Raw genomic sequence first — 19006 nt, forward strand, 5'->3', positions numbered from 1 at the left:
CCGGATCCATGATCGTCTTCACCGATCTCGACGGCACGCTGCTCGACCACGAGACCTATCGTTTCGACGCCGCGCTGCCCGCTCTCGAAGCGCTTTCCGCGCGCGGGGTTCCGCTCGTGCTGGCGACGAGCAAGACGGCGGCCGAAATCGGTCCGATCCGGCAGGCGCTCGGCCGCGCCGTTCCAGCGATCGTGGAAAACGGCGGGGGCATCGACTGGGCGGACGACGCAACGTCCGCTTCCGGAGACGACTATTCCGACATCCGCACGGCGCTCGACGCGATGCCGCCGCGCCTTCGCGAGATGTTCCGGGGATTTGGCGACATGGACGCAGACAGGATCGCCTCTTTGACCGGCCTGACGAAAGAACAAGCCGGCCGCGCCCGCCAGCGCCGCCACTCGGAGCCCGGCATATTTTCCGGCACGCCCACCGAGCGCGAAGAATTCCTCGCCTGCCTCCAAAAGCACGGACTGAAGGCCGTGCAGGGCGGTCGCTTCCTCACCGTCGGTCGCGACACGTCGAAGGCGCAGCGAATGCATGAAGTCCGCGACGAACTGGAACGCCGGCTCGGCCGCTCCCTCGGCCCCCTCGTGGCGCTGGGCGACGCGGAGAACGACCGCGACATGCTTGAGGCCGCCGAAATCGGCATCGTCGTCGCCAATCCCGCGCACGCCCCCCTGTCCGTGCTCGCCGGCGAGGCCGAGGGCCGTATCCGCCGCACCACCCTGCCCGGTCCGGCGGGATGGAACGAAGCGATGCTCGGCATCCTCGCGGAATACGCGCCGCAGGCGCATGGAGGCATTTCAGGATGAGCGATTTCCACCAGACCAGCGCGGTGACGACGCTGCACAACCTGACCCGGCGGCCGATAGAGGAACTCGAGGGCGACCTCCTCGCCTTTTCGCGCAATCGCCCGATCACCCTCATCCTGCCGTCGCTGTTTTCCGAACTGGAAGGCGACGCGCTGCCGGAAATCCTGAAGGAACTCGCCTGCGTTCCCTACCTGACGCAGATCATCATCGGCCTCGACCGCGCGGACCGGCTGCAGTTCGAGCACGCGCGCGAGTTCTTTTCCGTCCTGCCGCAGAACCACCGCATCCTGTGGAACGACGGTCCGCGCCTGCGCGCCGTGGACGATCGCCTCGCCGAGGCGGGTCTCGCTCCGAGCGAGCCCGGCAAGGGGCGCAACGTCTGGTACTGCATGGGATACGCACTCGCCGCCCAGCAGGCGGACGTGGTCGCCATCCACGACTGCGACATCACCACCTATTCGCGCGACCTGCTCGCCCGGCTGGTCTATCCGGTGGCCAACCCGGCGTTCCGCTACGTCTTCTCCAAAGGCTACTATTCGCGCATCGCCGGCGGCACCATCAACGGCCGCGTCAGCCGATTGCTGGTCACGCCGCTCCTCCAGGCCCTGAACATGACGGTCGGCCCGCACAGCTACATCGACTACCTGTCGGCCTTCCGCTATCCGCTGTCGGGCGAGTTCGCCATGCGCATCGGCGTCGTACCCGACATCCGCATCCCGACCGACTGGGGACTGGAGATCGGGGTGCTCTCGGAACTGCGCCGCAACGCCTCCACCCGCGCCATCTGCCAGGTCGACATCGCCGACGCCTACGACCACAAGCACCAGGACCTGTCGCAGGACGACCCGCAGAAGGGTCTGTCGCGGATGGCGACAGACATCACCAAGGCCGTCTTCCGCAAACTCGCCACCGAGGGCGTCATCTTCTCCGCCGGCACCTTGCGCAGCGTGAAGGCCACCTATTTCCGCATCGCGCTGGACCTGATCGAGAGCTATCACGCCGACGCGGTGATGAACGGCCTGTCGCTCGACCGGCACAAGGAGGAGCAGGCGGTGGAACTGGGGATGTCCCGAAGTTTGTTGAACTTCGGCGAGCGGCATTGCCGAGGATGAAGGTTACGCGGCCCTGGAAACGGGGGCAACGGGCTTTTCGGCGAGCCGCCGCTGATGGGCAAGAAGGGCGGCCCTGAGGATCGGCAATTGCTTGTGAGCCTTGAGCCTGCGAAAGCCCTTGGCCGCCTCGATCATGCCGGCGGCGACCCAGCGCAGAGCCATCTTGCCGTTTCGCCACCGCTTCACGTTGCGCGTGACGCGTCGGATCGTCCCCATCATGTTCTCGGCGATGTTGGTGCAGGCCAGCGAGCGACGAAGCTCCGTGGGCAGCTTCAACCGGACGACGGTGAGGATTTCGTCGAGCCCCTCCAGAATGCTCGCCGCTACGCCCGGCCGGTCCTGCTCGAGCCGGCGCGCCAGATTGCGGATAAGCTTCTCAGCCTTCTGCGCGTCATCAAGTTCCCAGGCCTGGCGAAGCACCCGGCGTGTCGAGGCGTGAAGCTCTTTCGGCAGGCGGTCCATGATGTTGCGGGCCTTGTGGATCTGGCACCGCTGGATCGCGACGGTCCTGCCGAAGGTGGCCCGGATCGCCTTGGACAGCGCTTTCGCGCCATCCACTATGAACAGCCGCGGCACCGCTGGGTCGATCCCTCGCTCGATTAGATTGTCCAGCAGCGCCTGGACAGTCGCGGAATTCTCGGTGGCGCCCTCGACCACCGCCAGCGGATGCTTGTGACCGTCGCCATCGACGCCGATCGCGGCGACGAGCACCAGATCCTCGTCGACATGAAGCCCGTCGATCTGGACGACGAGCAGGTCGAGCTTCGACAGGTCGGCGCTCATGAAGGCGTTCAACTTCTCGGCCGACAGCGCCACGAACCGGCGAGACGCCGCCGATTTCGATACGCCGCTGCCAGGGCCCGCCGGCACGTCGCCCTCCGGCAGCCGCACCGCCCGCCCAAACCGTCGGGTGGAGACGTTGATCAGCATCAGATTCATCGCCCAGCGGCCGAGCCAGTCCTCCGCTGTCGCCCGGTCCCAGCTCGGGACGGGCACCTCCCGGCCACCGACGCCTCGAATGCGGGGGCGTTCGACCTCCACCTTGCCGCCGTGGAAACCAATCCGCCCGCGCGTCCTGCCCCACCGATGGGCATGGCGGTTCTCGTCTCGACCATGGCGCGGGCCGCAGGCGGCTTCGACGTCGGCCTCCATCATCGCCCCCAGCGCTTCCATACCGGCCGCAAGACACAGCCGCTCGAAGCTCTGCTGAACGTCCGCGAACGCTTCCTCTACAGCCCCGCCGACGGGACCCGTCATCGATGTGATATCTTTCTTCATGGCGTTGCTCTCCAAAGTGGATTCGACACCCCGAGCCTATCGGCTCAAGGCGGGCAACGCCGACCCTTCAGAAGTTCAACATCGACCGGGACATCCCCGTGGAACTCTTCGCCAGGAACATCACCGCGGCCGGCGAGATCTTTCTGGAGAACCCGAGCGAGACGCCGTTCATCCCCAACTGGCGACGCGTCAACGCCGCCTTCCCCGGCATCCTGTCCGACCTCGCGGCGGCGGTGGAAAAGGATGCGCGCGGCGAGGACTGAGCTTATCGCGCCCGCATGGCGCGCTTCGGGCGGTTGGTCAGCCAGACGCATTGGTAAGGTTCAAGAGTCAGTTCCTGCGCATCGATATGGCGGCCGGAGACGAGGTCGGTCCAGTCCTCGCCGGCGATGAGATTGAGGCTGACGAGCGACAGCGGCTGCGGCTCGGCCGTCACGTTGGCGATCGCGAAGATCGACTGCTCCCGGTCGAGGCTCTGGCGCCACAGGCCGAACAACGCCGGGCCGAGCTGCAAGGTGTACTGCGTGGCGTTGGGATGGAACGCCGGCTGCCCGGCCCGGATGCGGATGCGGCGCAGCACCTCCTTCAGCACCTTCGCCTGGTCCGTGGACGCGTCGGCGAGCCGCTCCTCCAGCTCCGGATAGTTCCACTGGTGGCGGTTGATCGAGCGGTTGTGGCCCATCCTGGCGACCCGGTCGTGGTCATTGGGCGTCGCCAGCAGGCTGTGGATATAGAAGGCGGGTATGCCTTCGAGCGCCATCATCACCGTCTGCGAGCACACGAAGCGCTCGAACTGAAGGCCGTCCTCGCCGGCCGCGGCCGTTCCCTTCAAAGCATCGAACAGCGACACGTTGATCTCGTAGGGCCGCTGCGACCCGTCGGCCATCCCGCGCATCGAGACCAGCCCGCCGAAGCCTCGGATCGTCTCGATCATCGAGGCGATCGCCTCGTCGTCGAGATAGCCCTCCGCCGGCCTCAGCCCGATACCGTCGTGCGAGGCGAGGAAGTTGAAGAAGAAGCAGCCCATCGGCGCCGGCGGCATGCGCATCTGCCAGCGGTTCAGCAAGGTCGAATCGCCGGTCAGAAGCGCATGCACCATCAGCGGCGGAAAGGAGAAGTTGTAGACCGCGTGCGCCTCGTTGCGGTTGCCGAAGTAGGAGAGGTTCTCGAAATTGGGGACGTTGGTCTCGGTGATCAGCACCAGCGCCTCGTGCGCGTAGTCGGCGAGCGTGCGCATCAGGCGCACGATCTCGTGCGTCCTCGGATGATGGATGCACGAGGTGCCGAGTTCCTTCCAGACAAAGGCGACGGCATCGAGGCGGATCGTGCGCACGCCGTTGTCGATGTGGAAGCGCATGATCCGGATGAACTCGAGCAGCAGGTCCGGATTGGCGAAGTTTACATCCACCTGGTCGTGGCTGAAGGTGCACCAGACGTGCTTTTCGCCCGACGGCGTCTCGACCGCCCGAAGCAGCGGATGCGGACGCGGGCGCACGACGGCGGAAAGATCGGTCGCCGGGTCGACGTCGATGAAATAGCCGCTCCCCGGCTCCTGGTCCTGCAGGAACTGGGTGAACCAGGCGCTGGAGCTGGAGACGTGGTTGAGCACGAGGTCGGCCATCAGCCGGTAATCGGCGCCGAGCCGCGCCAGATGGTCCCACGATCCGAGGTCGGAATTGACCTTGGTGTAATCGACCACCGAGAACCCGTCGTCCGAGGTCCACGGGAAGAAGGGCAGCACGTGCACGGAGCTGATGGCGCCGCGCAGATGCACCTTCAGGAAATCGTGCAGCAGCGTCAGCGGCGGGTGCTCGCCGTCGATCAGCGAATTGCCGTAGGTGATGAGCACCGCGTCGCGCTCGCTCCAGGGAGGAGCGCTCGCGCGCCGGGCGGTCGGCCGCATCCGGGCGCCGCTTCCGGCGGGCCAAAACGCCTCGATCACCTGAGCGGTGAGTTCTTCCGGGTCCCGCTCGGGATAGATGAAGCGCAGATGCGCCTCGAGCTTGCGCTGGAGCAGCGGGCGCGACGGGAGCGGGCGTGAAGCGGAACCGGCCATCCGCCGATTTCAGCCTATTGCAGTGCAACATGCAAGGTTGGCGGCGTCATCGGCTGCGCCGGCAAAGTGTCACCGCGCTGTCATCGCGATCGACTACCCGCTGACGAAAGCCTCCACCAGCGGGATTCGCGACCATGACAGACCTTTCCGCAGATATCGGCCTTTCCGGGCGCAGGCGCATCGGACGGGCCGTCTACCAGAACAAGGCCCTTACCAGGGAAGGTCTCCTGGAGCGGCTCTTCGCCCTCCTCTTCACCGGTCTCGTCTACCCGCAGATATGGGAGGACCCCGAAGTCGACATGGAGGCCATGCAACTCGGCGAGGGTCACCGGATGGTCACGATCGCTTCGGGCGGCTGCAACGTGCTTTCCTACCTCACGCGCTCGCCGGCCCGCATCGACGCGGTCGATCTGAACACCGCGCACGTGGCCTTGAACCGCCTCAAGCTCGCGGCGCTGACGCACCTTCCCTCGCAGGGCGACTTCTTCCGCTTCTTCGGCGCCGCCGGCAACGTCCACAACGTTAAGGCCTACGACCTCTTCCTCGCGCCGCATCTCGACGCGTCCGCCCGCCGCTACTGGGAAATGCGCGATATCCGCGGGCGCAGGCGCATCTCGGTCTTCGGGCGGGATTTCTACCGCACCGGTCTGCTCGGCTGGTGCATCGGCGCAGGACATCTCGCCGCCCGGATGCACGGCGTCAATCCGGCTACGATCCTGGAGGCGAAGGATCTGCGCGCACAGCGCATTTTCTTCGCCGAGCAGCTCGGACCGCTGTTCGAGAGCCGGTTCGTCCGCTGGGCGACCTCGAAGAAGGCGTCGCTGTTCGGCCTCGGCATTCCGCCGGCGCAATATGACGCGCTGGCCGGGGACAAGCCAATGGCGGACGTGCTGCGCGAACGGGTGCGCAAGCTCGCCTGCGATTTCCCGCTGAATTCCAACTACTTCGCCTGGCAGGCTTTCGCACGGCGCTACCCGAAGCCGGGCGAGGCAACACTCCCGCCCTACCTGGACGCTGCGAACTTCGGCACGATCCGCGGCAATGCGGGGCGCGTGAACGTCCACCACGTCAATTTCGTCGAACTCTTGGCACGCAAGCCCGAGGCGTCGGTCGACCGCTACGTGCTCCTCGACGCGCAGGACTGGATGACGGACGCGCAGCTGGAGGCCCTGTGGAGCGAGATCACCCGCACCGCCGCCCCCGGCGCCCGCGTCATCTTCCGCACCGCCGCCGCGCCGACCTTGCTGCCCGGCCGGGTCTCCGAGGCGATCCTGTCGCAGTGGCGCTACGAGGCCGAAGCCTCGGCGGAGTTTTCGGCACGCGACCGCTCGGCGATCTACGGCGGCTTCCATCTCTACGTGAAACGGGACTAGCGCGGTGAACGGCTCCGCCTCGAAACGCCTCGAGAGCCCCGACTCCGGCCATGCCGAACTCATGGACGGCGTCTACCGGGTCCAGCGCCATTTCTACGACGCGACACGCAAATACTACCTGCTCGGCCGCGACCGGATGATCGCCGGGCTCGACGTACCGCCGAGCGGCACGGTTCTCGAACTCGGCTGCGGCACCGGCCGCAACATCGTGCTCGCCGCGCGAAAATACCCGCAGGCGCGCTATTTCGGCCTCGACATCTCGGCCGAGATGCTGACCTCGGCCCGCAAGGCCGTCGAGCGCGAGGGGATGTCGGCAAAGGTCATGCTGGAGCGCGGCGACGCGACCGGTTTTGACGCGCAGGCTCTTTTCGGGAGAGCCTCCTTCGACCGGATCTTCGTCTCCTACGCGCTGTCGATGATCCCCGGCTGGGAGAAGACGATCGCCCTCGGCCTGGAAGCGTTGGCATCCGGCGGCTCGCTCCACGTCGTCGACTTCGGAGGCCAGGACCGCCTTCCCGGCTGGTTCCGCAGCGGCCTGCGCGCGTGGCTCACCAAATTCCACGTCGCCCCGCGTGACGAATTGCGCGAGCTGCTTGAATCGGAAGCGCAAAGGACCGGCGCAAGCCTCGATTTCGAATCGCTTTTCCGAGGCTATGCCGTCCACGCGGTGATGCGGCGCTGATCGCTATTCCACCGCTTTTACGAGCGCCTGCACCAGAGCCTGCGGCTTGTAGCCCAGCTTCGAGGGCGTCAGCCCCAGCCGCACCACGACCAAGTTCTGCGACGGGATCATGGTGATGGTCTGTCCATCGTGGCCAATCGCCCAGAAGGAGTCGTCCGGCAGCGTGAAGCCGGCGTCAGATTCCTCGCCCTCAGGCGTCCCGCCGCGCGGACCGTGCAGCCAGAGCTGCCCCTGCCCGTATTCGCCGTCGGAGGCCGCGACGGGCTGGCGCATCCAGCCGACGAAGCCGCCGGGCAGGATCTGGCGGCCGTCCCACTCCCCGTCCCCCAGCAGGAACTGGCCGAACCGCGCCCAGTCGCGGGCGCTGGCGTAGAGATAGGACGAGCCGACGAATGTGCCCGACGCGTCCGCCTCGAGCACCGCGCTTTCCATGCCGAGCGGATCGAAGAGCGCCTCGCGCGGATAGTCCAGCGCATTTTGCGGCTCGCCGATCGCGTCCTGCCAGATGCGCGAGATCATCACTGCCGTGCCGCTGGAATAGTTGAACGCCGCTCCCGGCTCAGCCGTCAGTGGCTTCGACGCGGCGAAGGCCGCCATGTCGGGTTCGAGATAGAGCATGCGCGTCACGTCGGTGACGTCGCCGTAGTCCTCGTTGAACTCCAGCCCGCTCGCCATGCCGAGCATGTCGGCGAGGCTGATCGCGGCGCGCTCGTCGTCCCAGCGCTCGAAGAGTTCCTGCTGGTCGGTCGCGAGCAGCCCTTCCTGCACCAGCGTGCCGACGATCGCCGCGTTCACCGTCTTGGTCATCGACCAGCCGAGAAGCGGCGTGGCGGCCGAGAAGCCCTCGCCGTAGCGCTCGCCCACGATGCGCCCGTCATGCACGACGACGACCGCTCGCATGCCGGCTCCGGTGAGTTCGGCATCGTCGAGGATGGCGGCGATCTTGGTATCGGTGGAGGGTTCCACCAGGTCGCCCTGAGGCCAGGGCGACTGCCGCGCCGTCAACGAGCCGGGCGTGGCGGAGATGTCTTCGATAACCGAACCGGCCGGAACGCTGGCGCAGCCCAGCCCCGCGCGATCGATCGCCCTGCTCTCGCCGAAGATGCCGAGCAGCGCGGCCGAGACCGAGCCTTCGGACACGTCGACGTCGACGTCGATATATCCGAGCAACCAGTGTCCCGGCGCCTGCACGTCGACGGCGAGGACCTGCTCCGGATCGCGCCCGGCGATGAAGACGTTCGAACACACGATCTTGGCCGTGTAGCCGGTGCCGACGCGGATCAGGTCCGGCGGGGCGAAATAGAGCCAGCCGGCAGCCGCCACCACCGCGAGCACCACGAGGATGACCAGCCACTTCAGGATGCCGATGACGATACGCATTTGAACCTGGCCGCCCCTGCCCTATTGTTACCCTGCGGTCTTCAAATCGCCGCCATCGCCCATTTTCGGTGTGGCGGACTTTCGGGCGGAAGCCGGGGAAATGCAACCGCCAAGCGCGGACGACCGTATGCCGATGTGTCACTCGCGGTGACCGGCTGTTAACCGTTCGTTTTCCATGCTCTCCCTCGGGTCGAAGGCGATTCGGGGCAACGAGGCGGAGGCAGAAGAATGCGCCGATGGGCGGCAGTGGCACTTGCCCTGGTGGTTGCGGGGTGCACCTCGACGGGGCTCGATCTCGCCGAGATCGCCCCGACGTCCGCTCCTGGCGACATCGTACTCAACCCGCGATACGGCGACCGCGATCCGCATGACTGGGGCGCTCGGACGCCGACGAGCTATCCGGTGCACGGCACCGACGTCGCCAAGTACCAGACGGAAGTCGACTGGGCGCAGGCCAGAGCCAGTGGCATCTCCTTCGCGTTCATCAAGGCGACCGAAGGCGGCGACCGCGTCGACGACTACTTCCACCGCAACTGGAATGCCGCAAAGGTCGCCGGCGTCGCCCGCGGCGCCTACCACTTCTATTACTTCTGCCGCCCGGCGATCGAGCAGGCGCGATGGTTCATCCAGCACGTGCCGCGCGACAAGACCGCACTTCCTCCCGTGCTCGACATGGAATGGAACCACCTGTCGCCGAGCTGCAAGTTGCGGCCGCCGGCCGCGACCGTGCAGGCCGAGATGAAGGTGTTCCTCGACGCAGTCGAGAAGCACTACGGCAAGAAGCCGATCATCTACACCTCGATCGATTTCTGGGAGGACAACCGGCTCTGGGAATTCAAGGGCTATCCCTGGTGGCTGCGCTCGGTCGCCGGGCATCCGGACACGAAGTACGGGAAGCAGTCCTTCCTGTTCTGGCAGTACACAGGCACCGGCATCGTTCCCGGCATCCGCGGCGACGCCGACATCAACGTCTTCAACGGCAGCGCCGCTTCCTGGCGCAAGTGGCTGAAGGCCAACGCGAGCTGACGTCCGGCGGCGCCATACCTGCGTTCAGAGCCTATCGAAGCCGTCCTTGTCGCGCGGGAGCAGGATGAGCGCGGTGGCGAGGAAGGCGAAACCGAAGGTGACGCCGAAGGACATGGCCAGGATGGCAAGCGCCGCGGCCCGCTGGTCCGAGTGCATGACGAGCTCTCCGAACCCGCGGACGTTGAACCAGATCAGCCCCGCGGCGACGAGCCAGCCGATCAGTATTCCCGTCAGGGAATTGACGATCACGAAGCGTATCAGCTTGGGCATCGGGCCATACCCTCTTCCGGGCCATTCCCGGCTCAGGCCATCGTCTCCAGGCTAGCAAAGCTTTCGGGCTGCGTCCCCTCGTCAAATGGACGCGACACTTCCACGAACGTGTCCGGGTAGAAGCCGTTGAAGCGCGACCTCAGCGCCAGCGAATAGGCGCCGATGTGTCCGATCTCGATCCAGTCGCCGGTGTCGACCGTCTCGGGCAGCCAGAAAGGCCGCGACAGGATGTCGACCGAATCGCAGGTGGCGCCGCAGACCTTGAAGGGGACGATCTTCTCGCGGTCGCCGTTGCGGCTGCGAATGGCGGGATCGGGAATGAAGCGCGCAGGCAGCGTGATCTTGCCGGTCCAGGAATCCGACAGCGACGACCAGATGCCGTCGTTGATGTAGATGCGTCGTCCCTTGCGCAGCAGAACCCGCACGATCAGCGAGAAGGCGTGCGCGCAGATCACGCGGCCGGGCTCGGCCACCAGCGGCATGTCGCCGAAACCCCACTCCGTGATGTCGCCCCGCAGGCGCGACATCAGCTGCCCCAGCGACGGCATTTCGGGCGCCTTGCGGTTCGGATCGTGGCCGTATTCGGCCGGAAACCCGCCACCGACGTCGAGCCCGGCCAGCGGCACGGCGGCCCGGTTCCGCACCCAGTCGGCGGTGCGCAGCGCCCGCTCGTAGGTGTCGGGGTCGGAAATCTGGCTGCCGACGTGGAAGCAGATGCCGACCTTGTAGCCGTTTCGGTCGAGCCGCCGCAGGAGTTCCACTGCGTGCGCCGGCCCCGCGCCGAATTTCTTCGACAGTTCGTAGGCCGCACTCCCCTTGGTCTGGATGCGCACGAAGACCGTCATGGTGCCCGGATCGATGTCGAGCGCCTGCACCACGCGGGCAAGCTTCGTCACCTCGTCCTCGTGGTCGATGGCGATGACGCGGATGCCATAGGTTTCCAAGGCCAGGCGGATGTCGGACTGTGCCTTGACCGGATGCATGTAGAGCATCTCGGCCTGGGGCGCGACGGACCGGACCGCCTCGAACTCGGCCGGAGAGGCCACGTCGAAGGCGGTCACGCCGGCCTCGGCCAGCGTCTTCAGGACGATCGTCTCGCCGTTGGTCTTGACCGCGTAGGCCGTCTTGCCCGGAAACATCTCCATGAAGCGCTTGGCGTCCGCCTTCAGGACCTCGGGCCGGAAACAGTAGACCGGGACGTCCGGCCGGAGCGAAAGGGCCGCATCGCGGGCGGTGTCGAATCGTTGCATGAGCTGTCCCCGTGTTGGCTCGAATCTAGGGCAACGGAGCCCGTATGGAAAACTCCGGTGTGACGGCACGGCGCAAGATCGGGAATCGGGTGGCGGTTTTTCGCCCCGAGACCTATCAGCCGGTGCATCGAACCAGGAGGATCGGCACTCGATGAACGGGAAATCCGCGGCCGCGCGGCCGATGTCGGCGGCAGTCTGGGCGCAGCTCCTGCTGCTCGGCGCGATCTGGGGCGGCTCGTTCTTCTTCGCCCGCATTGCGGTACAGGAGATACCGCCGTTCACGCTCGTGCTCCTGCGCGTGGCGATAGCGGCGGCCGCGCTGCACGGCTACCTGGCGGCGCGTGGCATATCGCTGGCCCCGGCGTTGCGGGTGTGGCGTGGGCTGCTCCTGCTCGGAGCGGTCAACAACGTGATCCCGTTCAGCCTGATGTTCCTCGGCCAGACCGAACTCGGCGCCGGGCTCGCTTCGGTTCTCAACGCGACGACGCCGTTCTGGACCATACTGGTCGGAAGCCTCCTCGTCGCCGACGAGAAGGTCACCGCCGGCAAGCTGGCCGGCATCGCGCTCGGCATCGCCGGCACGGCGGTCATGATCGGTCCCGGCCTGCTCGCCGGTCTGGGCGGGCCGGTATGGGCGAAGTTGGCCCTGATCGGCACCGCGCTTTCCTATGCCTTCGCCTTCGTGGTGGCGAAGCGTATCGGAGGGCTGTCGCCGACGGTGATCGCCGCCGGGCAGCTGACCGCATCGAGCGTGATCATGGTCCCGATCGTGGCAACGGTCCACGGAACGACGGAGATGTTCGCGGCCAGCGGGCGGACATGGGCCGCGGTGCTGGGGCTGGCGCTGCTGTCCACCGCTTTCGCCTACATCCTCTACTTCCGCATCCTGGCGTCCGCTGGCGCCACCAATGCCTCGCTGGTCACGCTGATCGTGCCGGTAAGCGCGCTCATCCTCGGCGTCGTCTTCCTCGGCGAGCGGCTTGAGGCTTTCGAAGCGGCCGGAATCGCGCTCATCGGATGCGGCCTGGTGGTCATCGACGGCCGGGTCGTTTCCACGCTGCGGCGCCGAAGGCCGGGACTCTCCGATGCGGGAATACCCCCTGAGCCGACGAAAAAATCCACATGAAACGAAGCGGCCGATACCGGAAGCAAATCAACGGCTAACAGGGTAGCCGCGCAACGCCCTTCCACACCGATGCCGCATCGCAGCATAGTTTTCGCTTGCGAGTGGCCCAAACTCGCCTACACTTCTGGCATAGTCTACGCAGGAGGCTATGACATGGGACTGACAAAGCCTATCAACGCATTGATGATCTGTTTTGCGTTTGGTTTCATCGGCGCCATGATAGTGGGAGTGATCCACTGAGCCTTTAAGCCGGAGCGCCCCGGCACGATGAGTAGCATGGACGAGGATGGCCGGGCCCTGGAGCCCGGCCATTTCCTTTTGTGCCGCCGCCGACCTCAGGCAGCGGCCGGCTTGACCTCGTGCAGCGGCTCTGCCGACCGGATGCCGATCATGTGGCAGATGGCGAAAACGAGGTCTGCGCGGTTCATCGTGTAGAAATGGAAATCGGTGATGCCGCGCTCCACGAGGTCGAGCACCTGTTCCGCGGCAACCGCCGCGGCAACGAGCGCGTGCGTCTGTGGGTCGTCGTGCAGCCCGTCGAAGCGCTCGGCGAGCCAGGCCGGAACGTGCGCGCCGCAGCGCGCCGAGAAATTGGCGACCTGCGTGAAATTGTGGACCGGCAAGATGCCGGGCACGATCGGCACGTAGATGCCGGCGCGCCGAACGCGTTCGACGTAGCGCTCGTAGCTGTCGTTGTCGAAGAAGAACTGGGTGATCGCCCGCGTCGCGCCACTGTCGACCTTGCGCTTCAGCATGTCGATGTCGGTGGCGAAATCCGGGCTTTCGGGGTGCTTTTCCGGATAGGCGGACACGGAGATGTCGGACGCGCCCTTTTCCCGCAGCGCCGCGACGAGTTCGGCGGCGTTGGCATAACCGCCCGGATGCGGACGGTACCGCGCGCCCACGCCTTCGGCGGGATCGCCGCGAAGCGCCACGAAGCGGGTGACGCCCATCCCGAGGAACTCGCGGATCACCTCGTCCACCTCGTCCCGCGTCGCGTCCACGCAGGTCAGGTGCGCGGCCGGACGAAGCCGCGTATCGCGCACCATGCGACCGACGGTGCGGGCGGTGCGCTCGCGCGTCGATCCGCCCGCGCCGTAGGTCACGGAGACGAAGGACGGAGCGAGCGGCTGGAGCCGCATCGTGGTCTCCCAGAGCTTCGCCTCCATGGCGTCGGTCTTGGGCGGGAAGAACTCGAAGGATACGGCGATCTTGTCACCGATGTCCGGCCGGCGGGAGAAACGGTACTGGTTCAAGCGGATAACTCCGTATCTTGATGGCGGCTTTCAATGGAATCGGCGATGAGCAGCCGGCGGTCGCGGGCGAGCCAGAGCTTCACCGTGAGGTTCTCGCCGGCGATGCCCTGCGGTTCGAATTCGAGCGTCGTTTCGAGATCGAGGGAGGCCTCCTCCAGCCAGTCGGCGATCTGGCGTTCGGTGAAGCCGAGGCGAACATGCGCGTGCTCGTCGCGCAGGAACTCCATCTCGTGCGGCGCGAAATCGACGATCAGGAGCCGCCCGGACGGGCGCAGCACGCGCCCGGCCTCCGCGATGGCGCGGCCGGGTTGATCGAGATAGTGCAGCACCTGGTGGATGGTGACGAGGTCGAACTGGTCGCGCTCGGCGGGCGGCGCGTAGATGTCGCCCTGCCTGACCTGCGCGTTGGTGATGCCCGCGTCGTCGAGCTTGGCGCGGGCGATGGCCAGCATCTCGCGCGACATGTCGACGCCGATGCCGTGCTGGTAGAAGGGCGAGAGAATTTCCAGCATGCGGCCGGTGCCGGTGCCGAGGTCGAGCATGCTGCGGAAAGGTTTTTCGCCGACCAGCCCGACGATGGAACGCTCGACGGCTTCCTCGGGCACATGCAGGGAGCGGATGCGGTCCCAGCTGGCGGCATTCGATTCGAAATAGGAGGCAGCCCGCTCCTGACGGCGCCGCTTGACCGCTTCGAGCCGTTCGAGATCCCGGTCGACCGGCGACTGCGACGTGTCGATCCGCGCGATCAGCCCCGAGACGAGTTCGCGCTCGAAGGTCTGGTCGGAGAGATGGAAATAGGCCCAGGAGCCTTCCTGGTAGCGGCCGATCAGGCTCTCGTCGAGAAGCAGCTTCAGGTGGCGCGAGACGCGCGGCTGCGACTGGTTGAGGATTTCGGTCAGATCCGAGACGGTCAGGTCGCCGCGCGACAGCAGGAAGAGTATCCGCATGCGGCTGGATTCCGCGACGGCCTTCAAGCTATCAACGAAAGTCTCGAGATCGGTAAGCGGACGTGTGAGCATCCAGTTCTCCAAACGATATAAAGATATGTTTATATCAATCTGGGACGAAGCGCAACCTCTCCCATCGATCCGGTCACGTCCCCTGGGAGGCAATGGTCAATGAAACGCGAAGGCGAAGTGGAGCTGGCCCGGAATCCCGCGGAGGACGCGACGGATGCGGGCGTCGTCTTCATCGGGCGGATTCTCTCGCCGTGGACGGACCGTTTTGAGTGCCCGAAAAACATGGCGGCCGCGCGCGAGGCCGGAAAGCCGGCACGCGTCGAACTGGACGAGACCTATCGGCGCGGCCTGATGGGACTCGACGGCTACAGCCACGTCGTCATCCTGACATGGCTCGACCGCTCGCAGCGCAATCTTATTATCCAGAAGCCCCGTCATGCCCAGGAACCGCGCGGCACGTTCGCCTTGCGCTCCCCTGCCCGCCCAAACCCGATCGGCATGCATGTCGCAGGGATCATCAGCATCGACGAGGCCGCGGGCGTGGTGGAGATCGACGCGATCGACGTGCTCGACGGCACACCCGTCGTCGACCTGAAGCCCTACTTCGCCTCCATAGACGCCTTTCCCGACGCGAGTCGTCCCGCTGACCGAGGCAGGCCGTGATTGCCCGCACAGGCCGGCGGCGCGCCGTCGCGAAGGCTCTGACCCTGCTCTTGCCCGCCGCTCCCTATTCCGACATCGAAAAGATCCGCGCCGACGCGCTGGCCCCACACCTGAAGGCGCTGCCCGCCTCGACGGCGGTCTGGCTCGCTGCCGTCGCCCATGTCCGCCACGAGCACACGAGCTACGACGAGCTTCTGGCGGACGGCTACGACCGCGACGCGGCGCGGTTCTTCGTGGTGGACGAAACCAACGCGGTGCTGACCCACTGGCGAGCGACGCGCCTGCTCGAGCCGGATGCCGACGACGAGTGACATGCCGCTTGAGCGGCCGTAAAAATGTCGTAACTGTCTCCATCAGCAGGACGTGGAACGCGGGCGGAGACAGGACGGCATGGCGCGCCAGAGGCGTAGGACGCAGACCGGGGATGAACCCGCGAGGCCGGGCGTGCTGGCGCGTATACGCGACTACCTCTCGCTTCCCAATCTCGAGACCCGGTCGACCAGCCTGCGGACCGTCTTCCTCAACGGCCTCTTCCTGTTGATTCTGGTGATCCTGCTTCCCGTGCTCGTCAGCCAGTTCAGGCGCGAGCAGGTGATCATCGAGCCGATCGCCGTTCCGGATGCGATGGCTGCGCAGGGGCTTACCGCAGAGGTGGCCGCGAGCCGGCTCTGGGACGGCTTGCACGACGTCGTGGTCGAGGCCCGCACGGCCAAGGAGAGCATCACCGCCCTGCCCGATTCGCGGCGCGTCGAGTTCTCCTTCCCCGATTCCGGCTTTTCCTTCGAATCGCTGATCTATCATCTGCGGAGGCTGTTCAACGCCTACGAGACGCGGATCGCGGGCGAGTTCGTCTGCGCGACGCCCGACTGCAACCGCGACGGCATGCAGCTGCGGCTGCGCATCGTGCGCGGCGACGTCGAGATCGTCGACCTGCCGCCGGTGGGCGAGCAGATCGAACGGGGCTACTTTCGCGAGGCCGCCGCCGGCGTGATGGCGGTGCTCGACCCCTTCGTCGCCATCGCGGCGAACTCCGAGAAGGAGCCGCTGCGCGCGACGATCCTTGCCCGCAAGCTGATCCGGTCCCACCACAAGGACGCCAAGTGGGCGCACAACCTGATCGGAAACATCAGGATGGCGCAGGGTGACGTTCCCGCCGCGATCGCCGAGTATCGGGCCGCACTCGACCTCGACCCGGCCTTCGTCATCGCCCGGACGAATCTCGGCAACGCACTGCGAGAAAACGGCGATGCGGTCGGCGCGCGGGGGGCCTTCGACGAGGCGGCGCGGATCGACCCGACAGACGTGCGCGCGGTGGAAGGCTACGCCGAACTGGCCGTCGGCGCGGGCGACGTGGACGGCGCGGTCAGATACTTCAGCGAGGCCGCCGCGCAGGACCCGCTGAACCCGCGCTACTTCGCCCGCGCCGGGCAAGTCCTGATGGATGCCGGCCGCGGCGCCGCGGCCGAGGTGATGCTCGCGCGGGCGCTGGAGATCGATCCCGGCTACCTGCCAGCCTTCGCCTTCCTGGCGGCGGGGCAGTTGGTCCGCGAAGACTATGTTGCAGCCGAAAAGACCTATCGCGACGCGGCCGACTATGCGCCGCAGGACGCCGGGGCACAGATCGCGCACGGGCGCATCCTGACGATCCTGAAGCGCTGCGAGGAGGCCCTCGTCCGGTTCGACCGGGCGATCGCGCTGGATGCTGCGAGCGTCGATCCGCGGCTGCAGAAGGCGCGCTGCCTGCAGATGCTGGAACGGCAGGAGGAGGCGCTGGCGGTGCTCGGCGACGCGCAGGCGCTCGACCCGGCGAACGCGGAGGTCTACCTGTCGATGGGCGACAGCCTGCGCGATACGGGTCGCAAGCAGGAGGCGGTCGCGGCCTACCGGAAGTTCCTCGAACTCGACACCGACTCGCCCATGCGCGCGGTGGCGGAAAGGTTCATCGAGCTTCTGTCGGGGTGAAGCTAAGGCCGATAGATCCACTGCTCGGGAATGCGCACCGACACCTCCTCGTCCGCCACGATGCGGCCGGGCTTCTCCACCCACGCGACGAGCCCGCGCAGGCGCTTGGCGACCTTGGGGAAGAGCAGCGCGCCGGCTTCCCGGTCGGGCATCCTCGCATGGTCGGCGACGGAGCGGCCGGCCAGGCGGCACGGCGCGTTCTGGCCATCGATCTTCAGCGTCACGCCGCCCTTGAAGAACAGCAGCGTGCCGGCGGGAAGCATCGACAGCCGCGGGACGCCCTCCAGCACCAGATTGGCGCCGATCCATTCCGGGCGGATTTCCCGCAGGTCCATGCCCGCGGCGATCGTCGCCAGTTCGTCGGACGCGACGATGGAGACCTGGCGCTCGTTGCGCATTTCCGTGCCGCGCGGATACCAGGGCTCGCGGCCGCCCGAGCGGCGCGTGGCGCCAGCGTGGAGATCGCCCGCCACACCTTCGAAATCGAGTTCGAGAGCCTCGACAGGACGCGTCACAAAATGATCGGAGGGGGCGATAAGTGTCGCGGACACTTTTGCGAGAAGCTTCCGGCCGGGAACGATCTCGACCTCGTCGTCGAAGCGCATCAGCGGGAGTTGCATCTCGAAATCGGCCCTCACATCATCCTGAGCAACGCGCCGCCGATCGAATAGCCGGCGCCGTAGGTGCACAGGAGCCCGAACTCGCCGGGCTTCATGTCGCGGTGGTTTTCCTCGAGCGCCAGCACGGCGCCGGCGGCGGCCGTGTTGCCGAGCCGGTCGAGCACCATCGGCGCGCGGTCGTGGCCGACTTCCTGGCCGAAGGCGAGCTTCAGGATCATCGCGTTCATGCGCGCGTTCGCCTGGTGCAGCCAGAAGCGGCGGATGGTGTCGGGCGTGTGCCCGTGCTCTTTCAGGAAATCGACGATGAAGCGGTGGCTGGCGACGGTGACGTCCTTGAAGACCTTGTTGCCCTGCTGCTTGATGAGTTTGCCCTCGGTCGGCACTCGGCTGGGGTCGTCCTCCTCGACGCGGTTGAGATAGCCGTAGTTGGAGCGGATGTTGTTGGAGAACTGCGTCCAGTTGCGCGTGTCCATAACCTCGAACCGGCCCGGTCGCTCCTCGCCGTCCTCGACGGCTTCGAGCAGCATGGCGGCGGCGGCGTCGCCGAAGATGAAGTGGGTCTGGCGGTCGCGGAAGTTGAGGTTTGCGGTGATCAGTTCGGGCGTCACCACCAGCGCGCGGCGGTGCGCCCCTGCCCGCACCAGATTGAACGCGACGTGCAGGCCCGCCGCAGCCGACGAGCAGCCGAGCGAGAGATCGAAGGCCGCGCCGTTGGCACCGATCTCCTTCTGGATCTCGATGCCGATGGAAGGATACATGCGCTGAAGATGCGAGGATGCGCAAACGACAAGGTCGACTTCCGCCGCGTCGACCTTCGCGTCCTCCAGCGCCCGACGGGCGGCACTCGCCCCGAACTCGGCCAGCACGGAGAGATCGTCGTCCTCGCGCGCGGCGAAGCGCGGCGCCATGCGGTCCGTATCGAGGATGCCGTCGGGCGTATGCGCGTGGCGCGCCTTGATGCCCGAGGCGTGGTAGATGAACTCAGCGCTCGACTTCTGCAGCGGATCGAGCCCGGCGGCGGCTCGCCGGCCGTTTTCCTCGTCGACCCACGCGTTGAAACTCGCGACGAGTTGCTCGTTGGTGATGGAGGCTTCCGGGATCGTGACGCCGATCCCGCTGACGATGACGCGCTTCATGCCACTCATGTCCTGTCCGCAACGCGGGCCGCGAACCCGCAAGAC

General features: G+C 66.5%; 19 protein-coding genes. 10 read left to right on the forward strand and 9 right to left on the reverse strand.

What is annotated here, in order from left to right; all coding sequences use genetic code 11:
• The first annotated feature begins 8 nt into the window (after window positions 1–8).
• Together BSQ44_RS16525 and BSQ44_RS27280 are read left to right on the forward strand one after the other, a co-directional pair.
• On the forward strand, window positions 9–812 hold the full coding sequence (locus BSQ44_RS16525) for an HAD-IIB family hydrolase (protein ID WP_072606116.1): 804 nt from the start codon (window positions 9–11) through the stop codon (window positions 810–812).
• Window positions 809–1924, forward strand: a complete 1116-nt coding sequence (locus tag BSQ44_RS27280) for a glycosyltransferase family protein (RefSeq protein WP_072606118.1) — start codon at window positions 809–811, stop codon at window positions 1922–1924. Before BSQ44_RS16525 ends, BSQ44_RS27280 begins: the two co-directional genes overlap by 4 nt.
• A 3-nt stretch (window positions 1925–1927) precedes the next feature.
• Here the strand turns inward: BSQ44_RS27280 and BSQ44_RS16535 are convergent, their stop codons facing one another.
• Window positions 1928–3202 (reverse strand): IS256 family transposase, encoded by a 1275-nt coding sequence (locus tag BSQ44_RS16535; RefSeq protein ID WP_072606120.1) that lies wholly within the window; start codon window positions 3200–3202, stop codon window positions 1928–1930.
• A gap of 98 nt (window positions 3203–3300) precedes the next feature.
• Between BSQ44_RS16535 and BSQ44_RS26625 the strand changes: the two genes are divergently transcribed.
• The gene (locus BSQ44_RS26625; RefSeq protein WP_179948732.1) at window positions 3301–3465 is read left to right on the forward strand and encodes a hypothetical protein; all 165 of its coding nucleotides are present in this window, start codon (window positions 3301–3303) and stop codon (window positions 3463–3465) included.
• A 2-nt stretch (window positions 3466–3467) separates the two neighbouring features.
• Here BSQ44_RS26625 and BSQ44_RS16540 read toward each other — a convergent pair whose 3' ends face one another.
• Window positions 3468–5258, reverse strand: a complete 1791-nt coding sequence (locus BSQ44_RS16540) for a sugar phosphorylase (RefSeq protein ID WP_072606122.1) — start codon at window positions 5256–5258, stop codon at window positions 3468–3470.
• A 134-nt stretch (window positions 5259–5392) separates the two neighbouring features.
• Here BSQ44_RS16540 and BSQ44_RS16545 point away from each other — a divergent pair, with 134 nt between their 5' ends.
• Together BSQ44_RS16545 and BSQ44_RS16550 are read left to right on the forward strand one after the other, a co-directional pair.
• Window positions 5393–6631 (forward strand): BtaA family protein, encoded by a 1239-nt coding sequence (locus BSQ44_RS16545; protein ID WP_072606124.1) that lies wholly within the window; start codon window positions 5393–5395, stop codon window positions 6629–6631.
• A 61-nt stretch (window positions 6632–6692) separates the two neighbouring features.
• A complete protein-coding gene (locus BSQ44_RS16550; RefSeq protein WP_072608112.1) occupies window positions 6693–7313 on the forward strand; it encodes a class I SAM-dependent methyltransferase in 621 nt (206 codons plus the stop codon).
• A 3-nt stretch (window positions 7314–7316) separates the two neighbouring features.
• On the opposite strand, the gene BSQ44_RS16555 is transcribed toward BSQ44_RS16550, so the two are convergent.
• Complete coding sequence (locus BSQ44_RS16555) at window positions 7317–8693, reverse strand: serine hydrolase domain-containing protein (RefSeq protein WP_072606126.1); 1377 nt, start codon at window positions 8691–8693, stop codon at window positions 7317–7319.
• A 228-nt stretch (window positions 8694–8921) separates the two neighbouring features.
• On the opposite strand from BSQ44_RS16555, the gene BSQ44_RS16560 reads away from it, so the two are divergent.
• A complete protein-coding gene (locus BSQ44_RS16560) occupies window positions 8922–9719 on the forward strand; it encodes a glycoside hydrolase family 25 protein (protein WP_072606128.1) in 798 nt (265 codons plus the stop codon).
• A gap of 24 nt (window positions 9720–9743) precedes the next feature.
• Here BSQ44_RS16560 and BSQ44_RS16565 read toward each other — a convergent pair whose 3' ends face one another.
• Together BSQ44_RS16565 and BSQ44_RS16570 are read right to left on the reverse strand one after the other, a co-directional pair.
• Window positions 9744–9989, reverse strand: a complete 246-nt coding sequence (locus BSQ44_RS16565) for a hypothetical protein (protein ID WP_072606130.1) — start codon at window positions 9987–9989, stop codon at window positions 9744–9746.
• A gap of 32 nt (window positions 9990–10021) precedes the next feature.
• Window positions 10022–11239 (reverse strand): alanine racemase, encoded by a 1218-nt coding sequence (locus BSQ44_RS16570; RefSeq protein ID WP_072606133.1) that lies wholly within the window; start codon window positions 11237–11239, stop codon window positions 10022–10024.
• Window positions 11240–11390: 151 nt separating this feature from the next.
• Here BSQ44_RS16570 and BSQ44_RS16575 point away from each other — a divergent pair, with 151 nt between their 5' ends.
• The gene (locus tag BSQ44_RS16575) at window positions 11391–12365 is read left to right on the forward strand and encodes a DMT family transporter (protein WP_235633252.1); all 975 of its coding nucleotides are present in this window, start codon (window positions 11391–11393) and stop codon (window positions 12363–12365) included.
• A gap of 335 nt (window positions 12366–12700) precedes the next feature.
• Here BSQ44_RS16575 and metF read toward each other — a convergent pair whose 3' ends face one another.
• Both metF and BSQ44_RS16585 read right to left on the reverse strand, forming a co-directional pair.
• On the reverse strand, window positions 12701–13621 hold the full coding sequence (gene metF / locus BSQ44_RS16580; protein ID WP_072606135.1) for a methylenetetrahydrofolate reductase [NAD(P)H]: 921 nt from the start codon (window positions 13619–13621) through the stop codon (window positions 12701–12703).
• The gene (locus tag BSQ44_RS16585) at window positions 13618–14640 is read right to left on the reverse strand and encodes an ArsR/SmtB family transcription factor (RefSeq protein WP_072606137.1); all 1023 of its coding nucleotides are present in this window, start codon (window positions 14638–14640) and stop codon (window positions 13618–13620) included. Before BSQ44_RS16585 ends, metF begins: the two co-directional genes overlap by 4 nt.
• A 99-nt stretch (window positions 14641–14739) precedes the next feature.
• Here BSQ44_RS16585 and tsaA point away from each other — a divergent pair, with 99 nt between their 5' ends.
• The 3 genes from tsaA (at window position 14740) to BSQ44_RS16600 (ending at window position 17205) form a co-directional block, all read left to right on the forward strand.
• Complete coding sequence (tsaA, locus tag BSQ44_RS16590; RefSeq protein WP_072606139.1) at window positions 14740–15243, forward strand: tRNA (N6-threonylcarbamoyladenosine(37)-N6)-methyltransferase TrmO; 504 nt, start codon at window positions 14740–14742, stop codon at window positions 15241–15243.
• Complete coding sequence (locus tag BSQ44_RS16595; RefSeq protein ID WP_072606141.1) at window positions 15240–15554, forward strand: DUF2293 domain-containing protein; 315 nt, start codon at window positions 15240–15242, stop codon at window positions 15552–15554. The genes tsaA and BSQ44_RS16595 overlap by 4 nt, the downstream gene beginning before the upstream one ends.
• A 79-nt stretch (window positions 15555–15633) precedes the next feature.
• A complete protein-coding gene (locus BSQ44_RS16600; RefSeq protein WP_072606144.1) occupies window positions 15634–17205 on the forward strand; it encodes a tetratricopeptide repeat protein in 1572 nt (523 codons plus the stop codon).
• Between the two features lie 2 nt (window positions 17206–17207).
• Here BSQ44_RS16600 and BSQ44_RS16605 read toward each other — a convergent pair whose 3' ends face one another.
• Both BSQ44_RS16605 and BSQ44_RS16610 read right to left on the reverse strand, forming a co-directional pair.
• Window positions 17208–17825: an MOSC domain-containing protein gene (locus tag BSQ44_RS16605; protein ID WP_072608114.1), complete on the reverse strand. Its 618-nt coding sequence runs from the start codon at window positions 17823–17825 to the stop codon at window positions 17208–17210.
• Window positions 17826–17839: 14 nt separating this feature from the next.
• Window positions 17840–18961, reverse strand: coding sequence for a beta-ketoacyl-ACP synthase III (locus tag BSQ44_RS16610; protein ID WP_072606146.1), 1122 nt, complete (start codon window positions 18959–18961; stop codon window positions 17840–17842).
• Window positions 18962–19006: the final 45 nt, after the last annotated feature.

Origin of the sequence: Aquibium oceanicum, from assembly GCF_001889605.1 — a bacterium.
In the GTDB taxonomy this organism is placed as follows: domain Bacteria; phylum Pseudomonadota; class Alphaproteobacteria; order Rhizobiales; family Rhizobiaceae; genus Aquibium; species Aquibium oceanicum.

Excerpts from the sequence above, each read along its gene's own strand:
- BSQ44_RS16555 (WP_072606126.1), bottom strand. The coding sequence starts at position 8,693 with ATGCGTATCGTCATCGGCATCCTGAAGTGGCTGGTCATCCTCGTGGTG.
- BSQ44_RS16605 (WP_072608114.1), bottom strand. The coding sequence starts at position 17,825 with ATGCAACTCCCGCTGATGCGCTTCGACGACGAGGTCGAGATCGTTCCC.
- BSQ44_RS16550 (WP_072608112.1), top strand. The coding sequence starts at position 6,693 with ATGGACGGCGTCTACCGGGTCCAGCGCCATTTCTACGACGCGACACGC.
- tsaA (WP_072606139.1), top strand. The coding sequence starts at position 14,740 with ATGAAACGCGAAGGCGAAGTGGAGCTGGCCCGGAATCCCGCGGAGGAC.
- BSQ44_RS16585 (WP_072606137.1), bottom strand. The coding sequence starts at position 14,640 with ATGCTCACACGTCCGCTTACCGATCTCGAGACTTTCGTTGATAGCTTG.
- BSQ44_RS27280 (WP_072606118.1), top strand. The coding sequence starts at position 809 with ATGAGCGATTTCCACCAGACCAGCGCGGTGACGACGCTGCACAACCTG.
- BSQ44_RS16610 (WP_072606146.1), bottom strand. The coding sequence starts at position 18,961 with ATGAAGCGCGTCATCGTCAGCGGGATCGGCGTCACGATCCCGGAAGCC.
- BSQ44_RS16570 (WP_072606133.1), bottom strand. The coding sequence starts at position 11,239 with ATGCAACGATTCGACACCGCCCGCGATGCGGCCCTTTCGCTCCGGCCG.
- BSQ44_RS16575 (WP_235633252.1), top strand. The coding sequence starts at position 11,391 with ATGAACGGGAAATCCGCGGCCGCGCGGCCGATGTCGGCGGCAGTCTGG.
- BSQ44_RS16600 (WP_072606144.1), top strand. The coding sequence starts at position 15,634 with ATGGCGCGCCAGAGGCGTAGGACGCAGACCGGGGATGAACCCGCGAGG.
- BSQ44_RS16535 (WP_072606120.1), bottom strand. The coding sequence starts at position 3,202 with ATGAAGAAAGATATCACATCGATGACGGGTCCCGTCGGCGGGGCTGTA.
- BSQ44_RS16560 (WP_072606128.1), top strand. The coding sequence starts at position 8,922 with ATGCGCCGATGGGCGGCAGTGGCACTTGCCCTGGTGGTTGCGGGGTGC.
- BSQ44_RS16540 (WP_072606122.1), bottom strand. The coding sequence starts at position 5,258 with ATGGCCGGTTCCGCTTCACGCCCGCTCCCGTCGCGCCCGCTGCTCCAG.
- BSQ44_RS16525 (WP_072606116.1), top strand. The coding sequence starts at position 9 with ATGATCGTCTTCACCGATCTCGACGGCACGCTGCTCGACCACGAGACC.
- BSQ44_RS16545 (WP_072606124.1), top strand. The coding sequence starts at position 5,393 with ATGACAGACCTTTCCGCAGATATCGGCCTTTCCGGGCGCAGGCGCATC.
- BSQ44_RS16565 (WP_072606130.1), bottom strand. The coding sequence starts at position 9,989 with ATGCCCAAGCTGATACGCTTCGTGATCGTCAATTCCCTGACGGGAATA.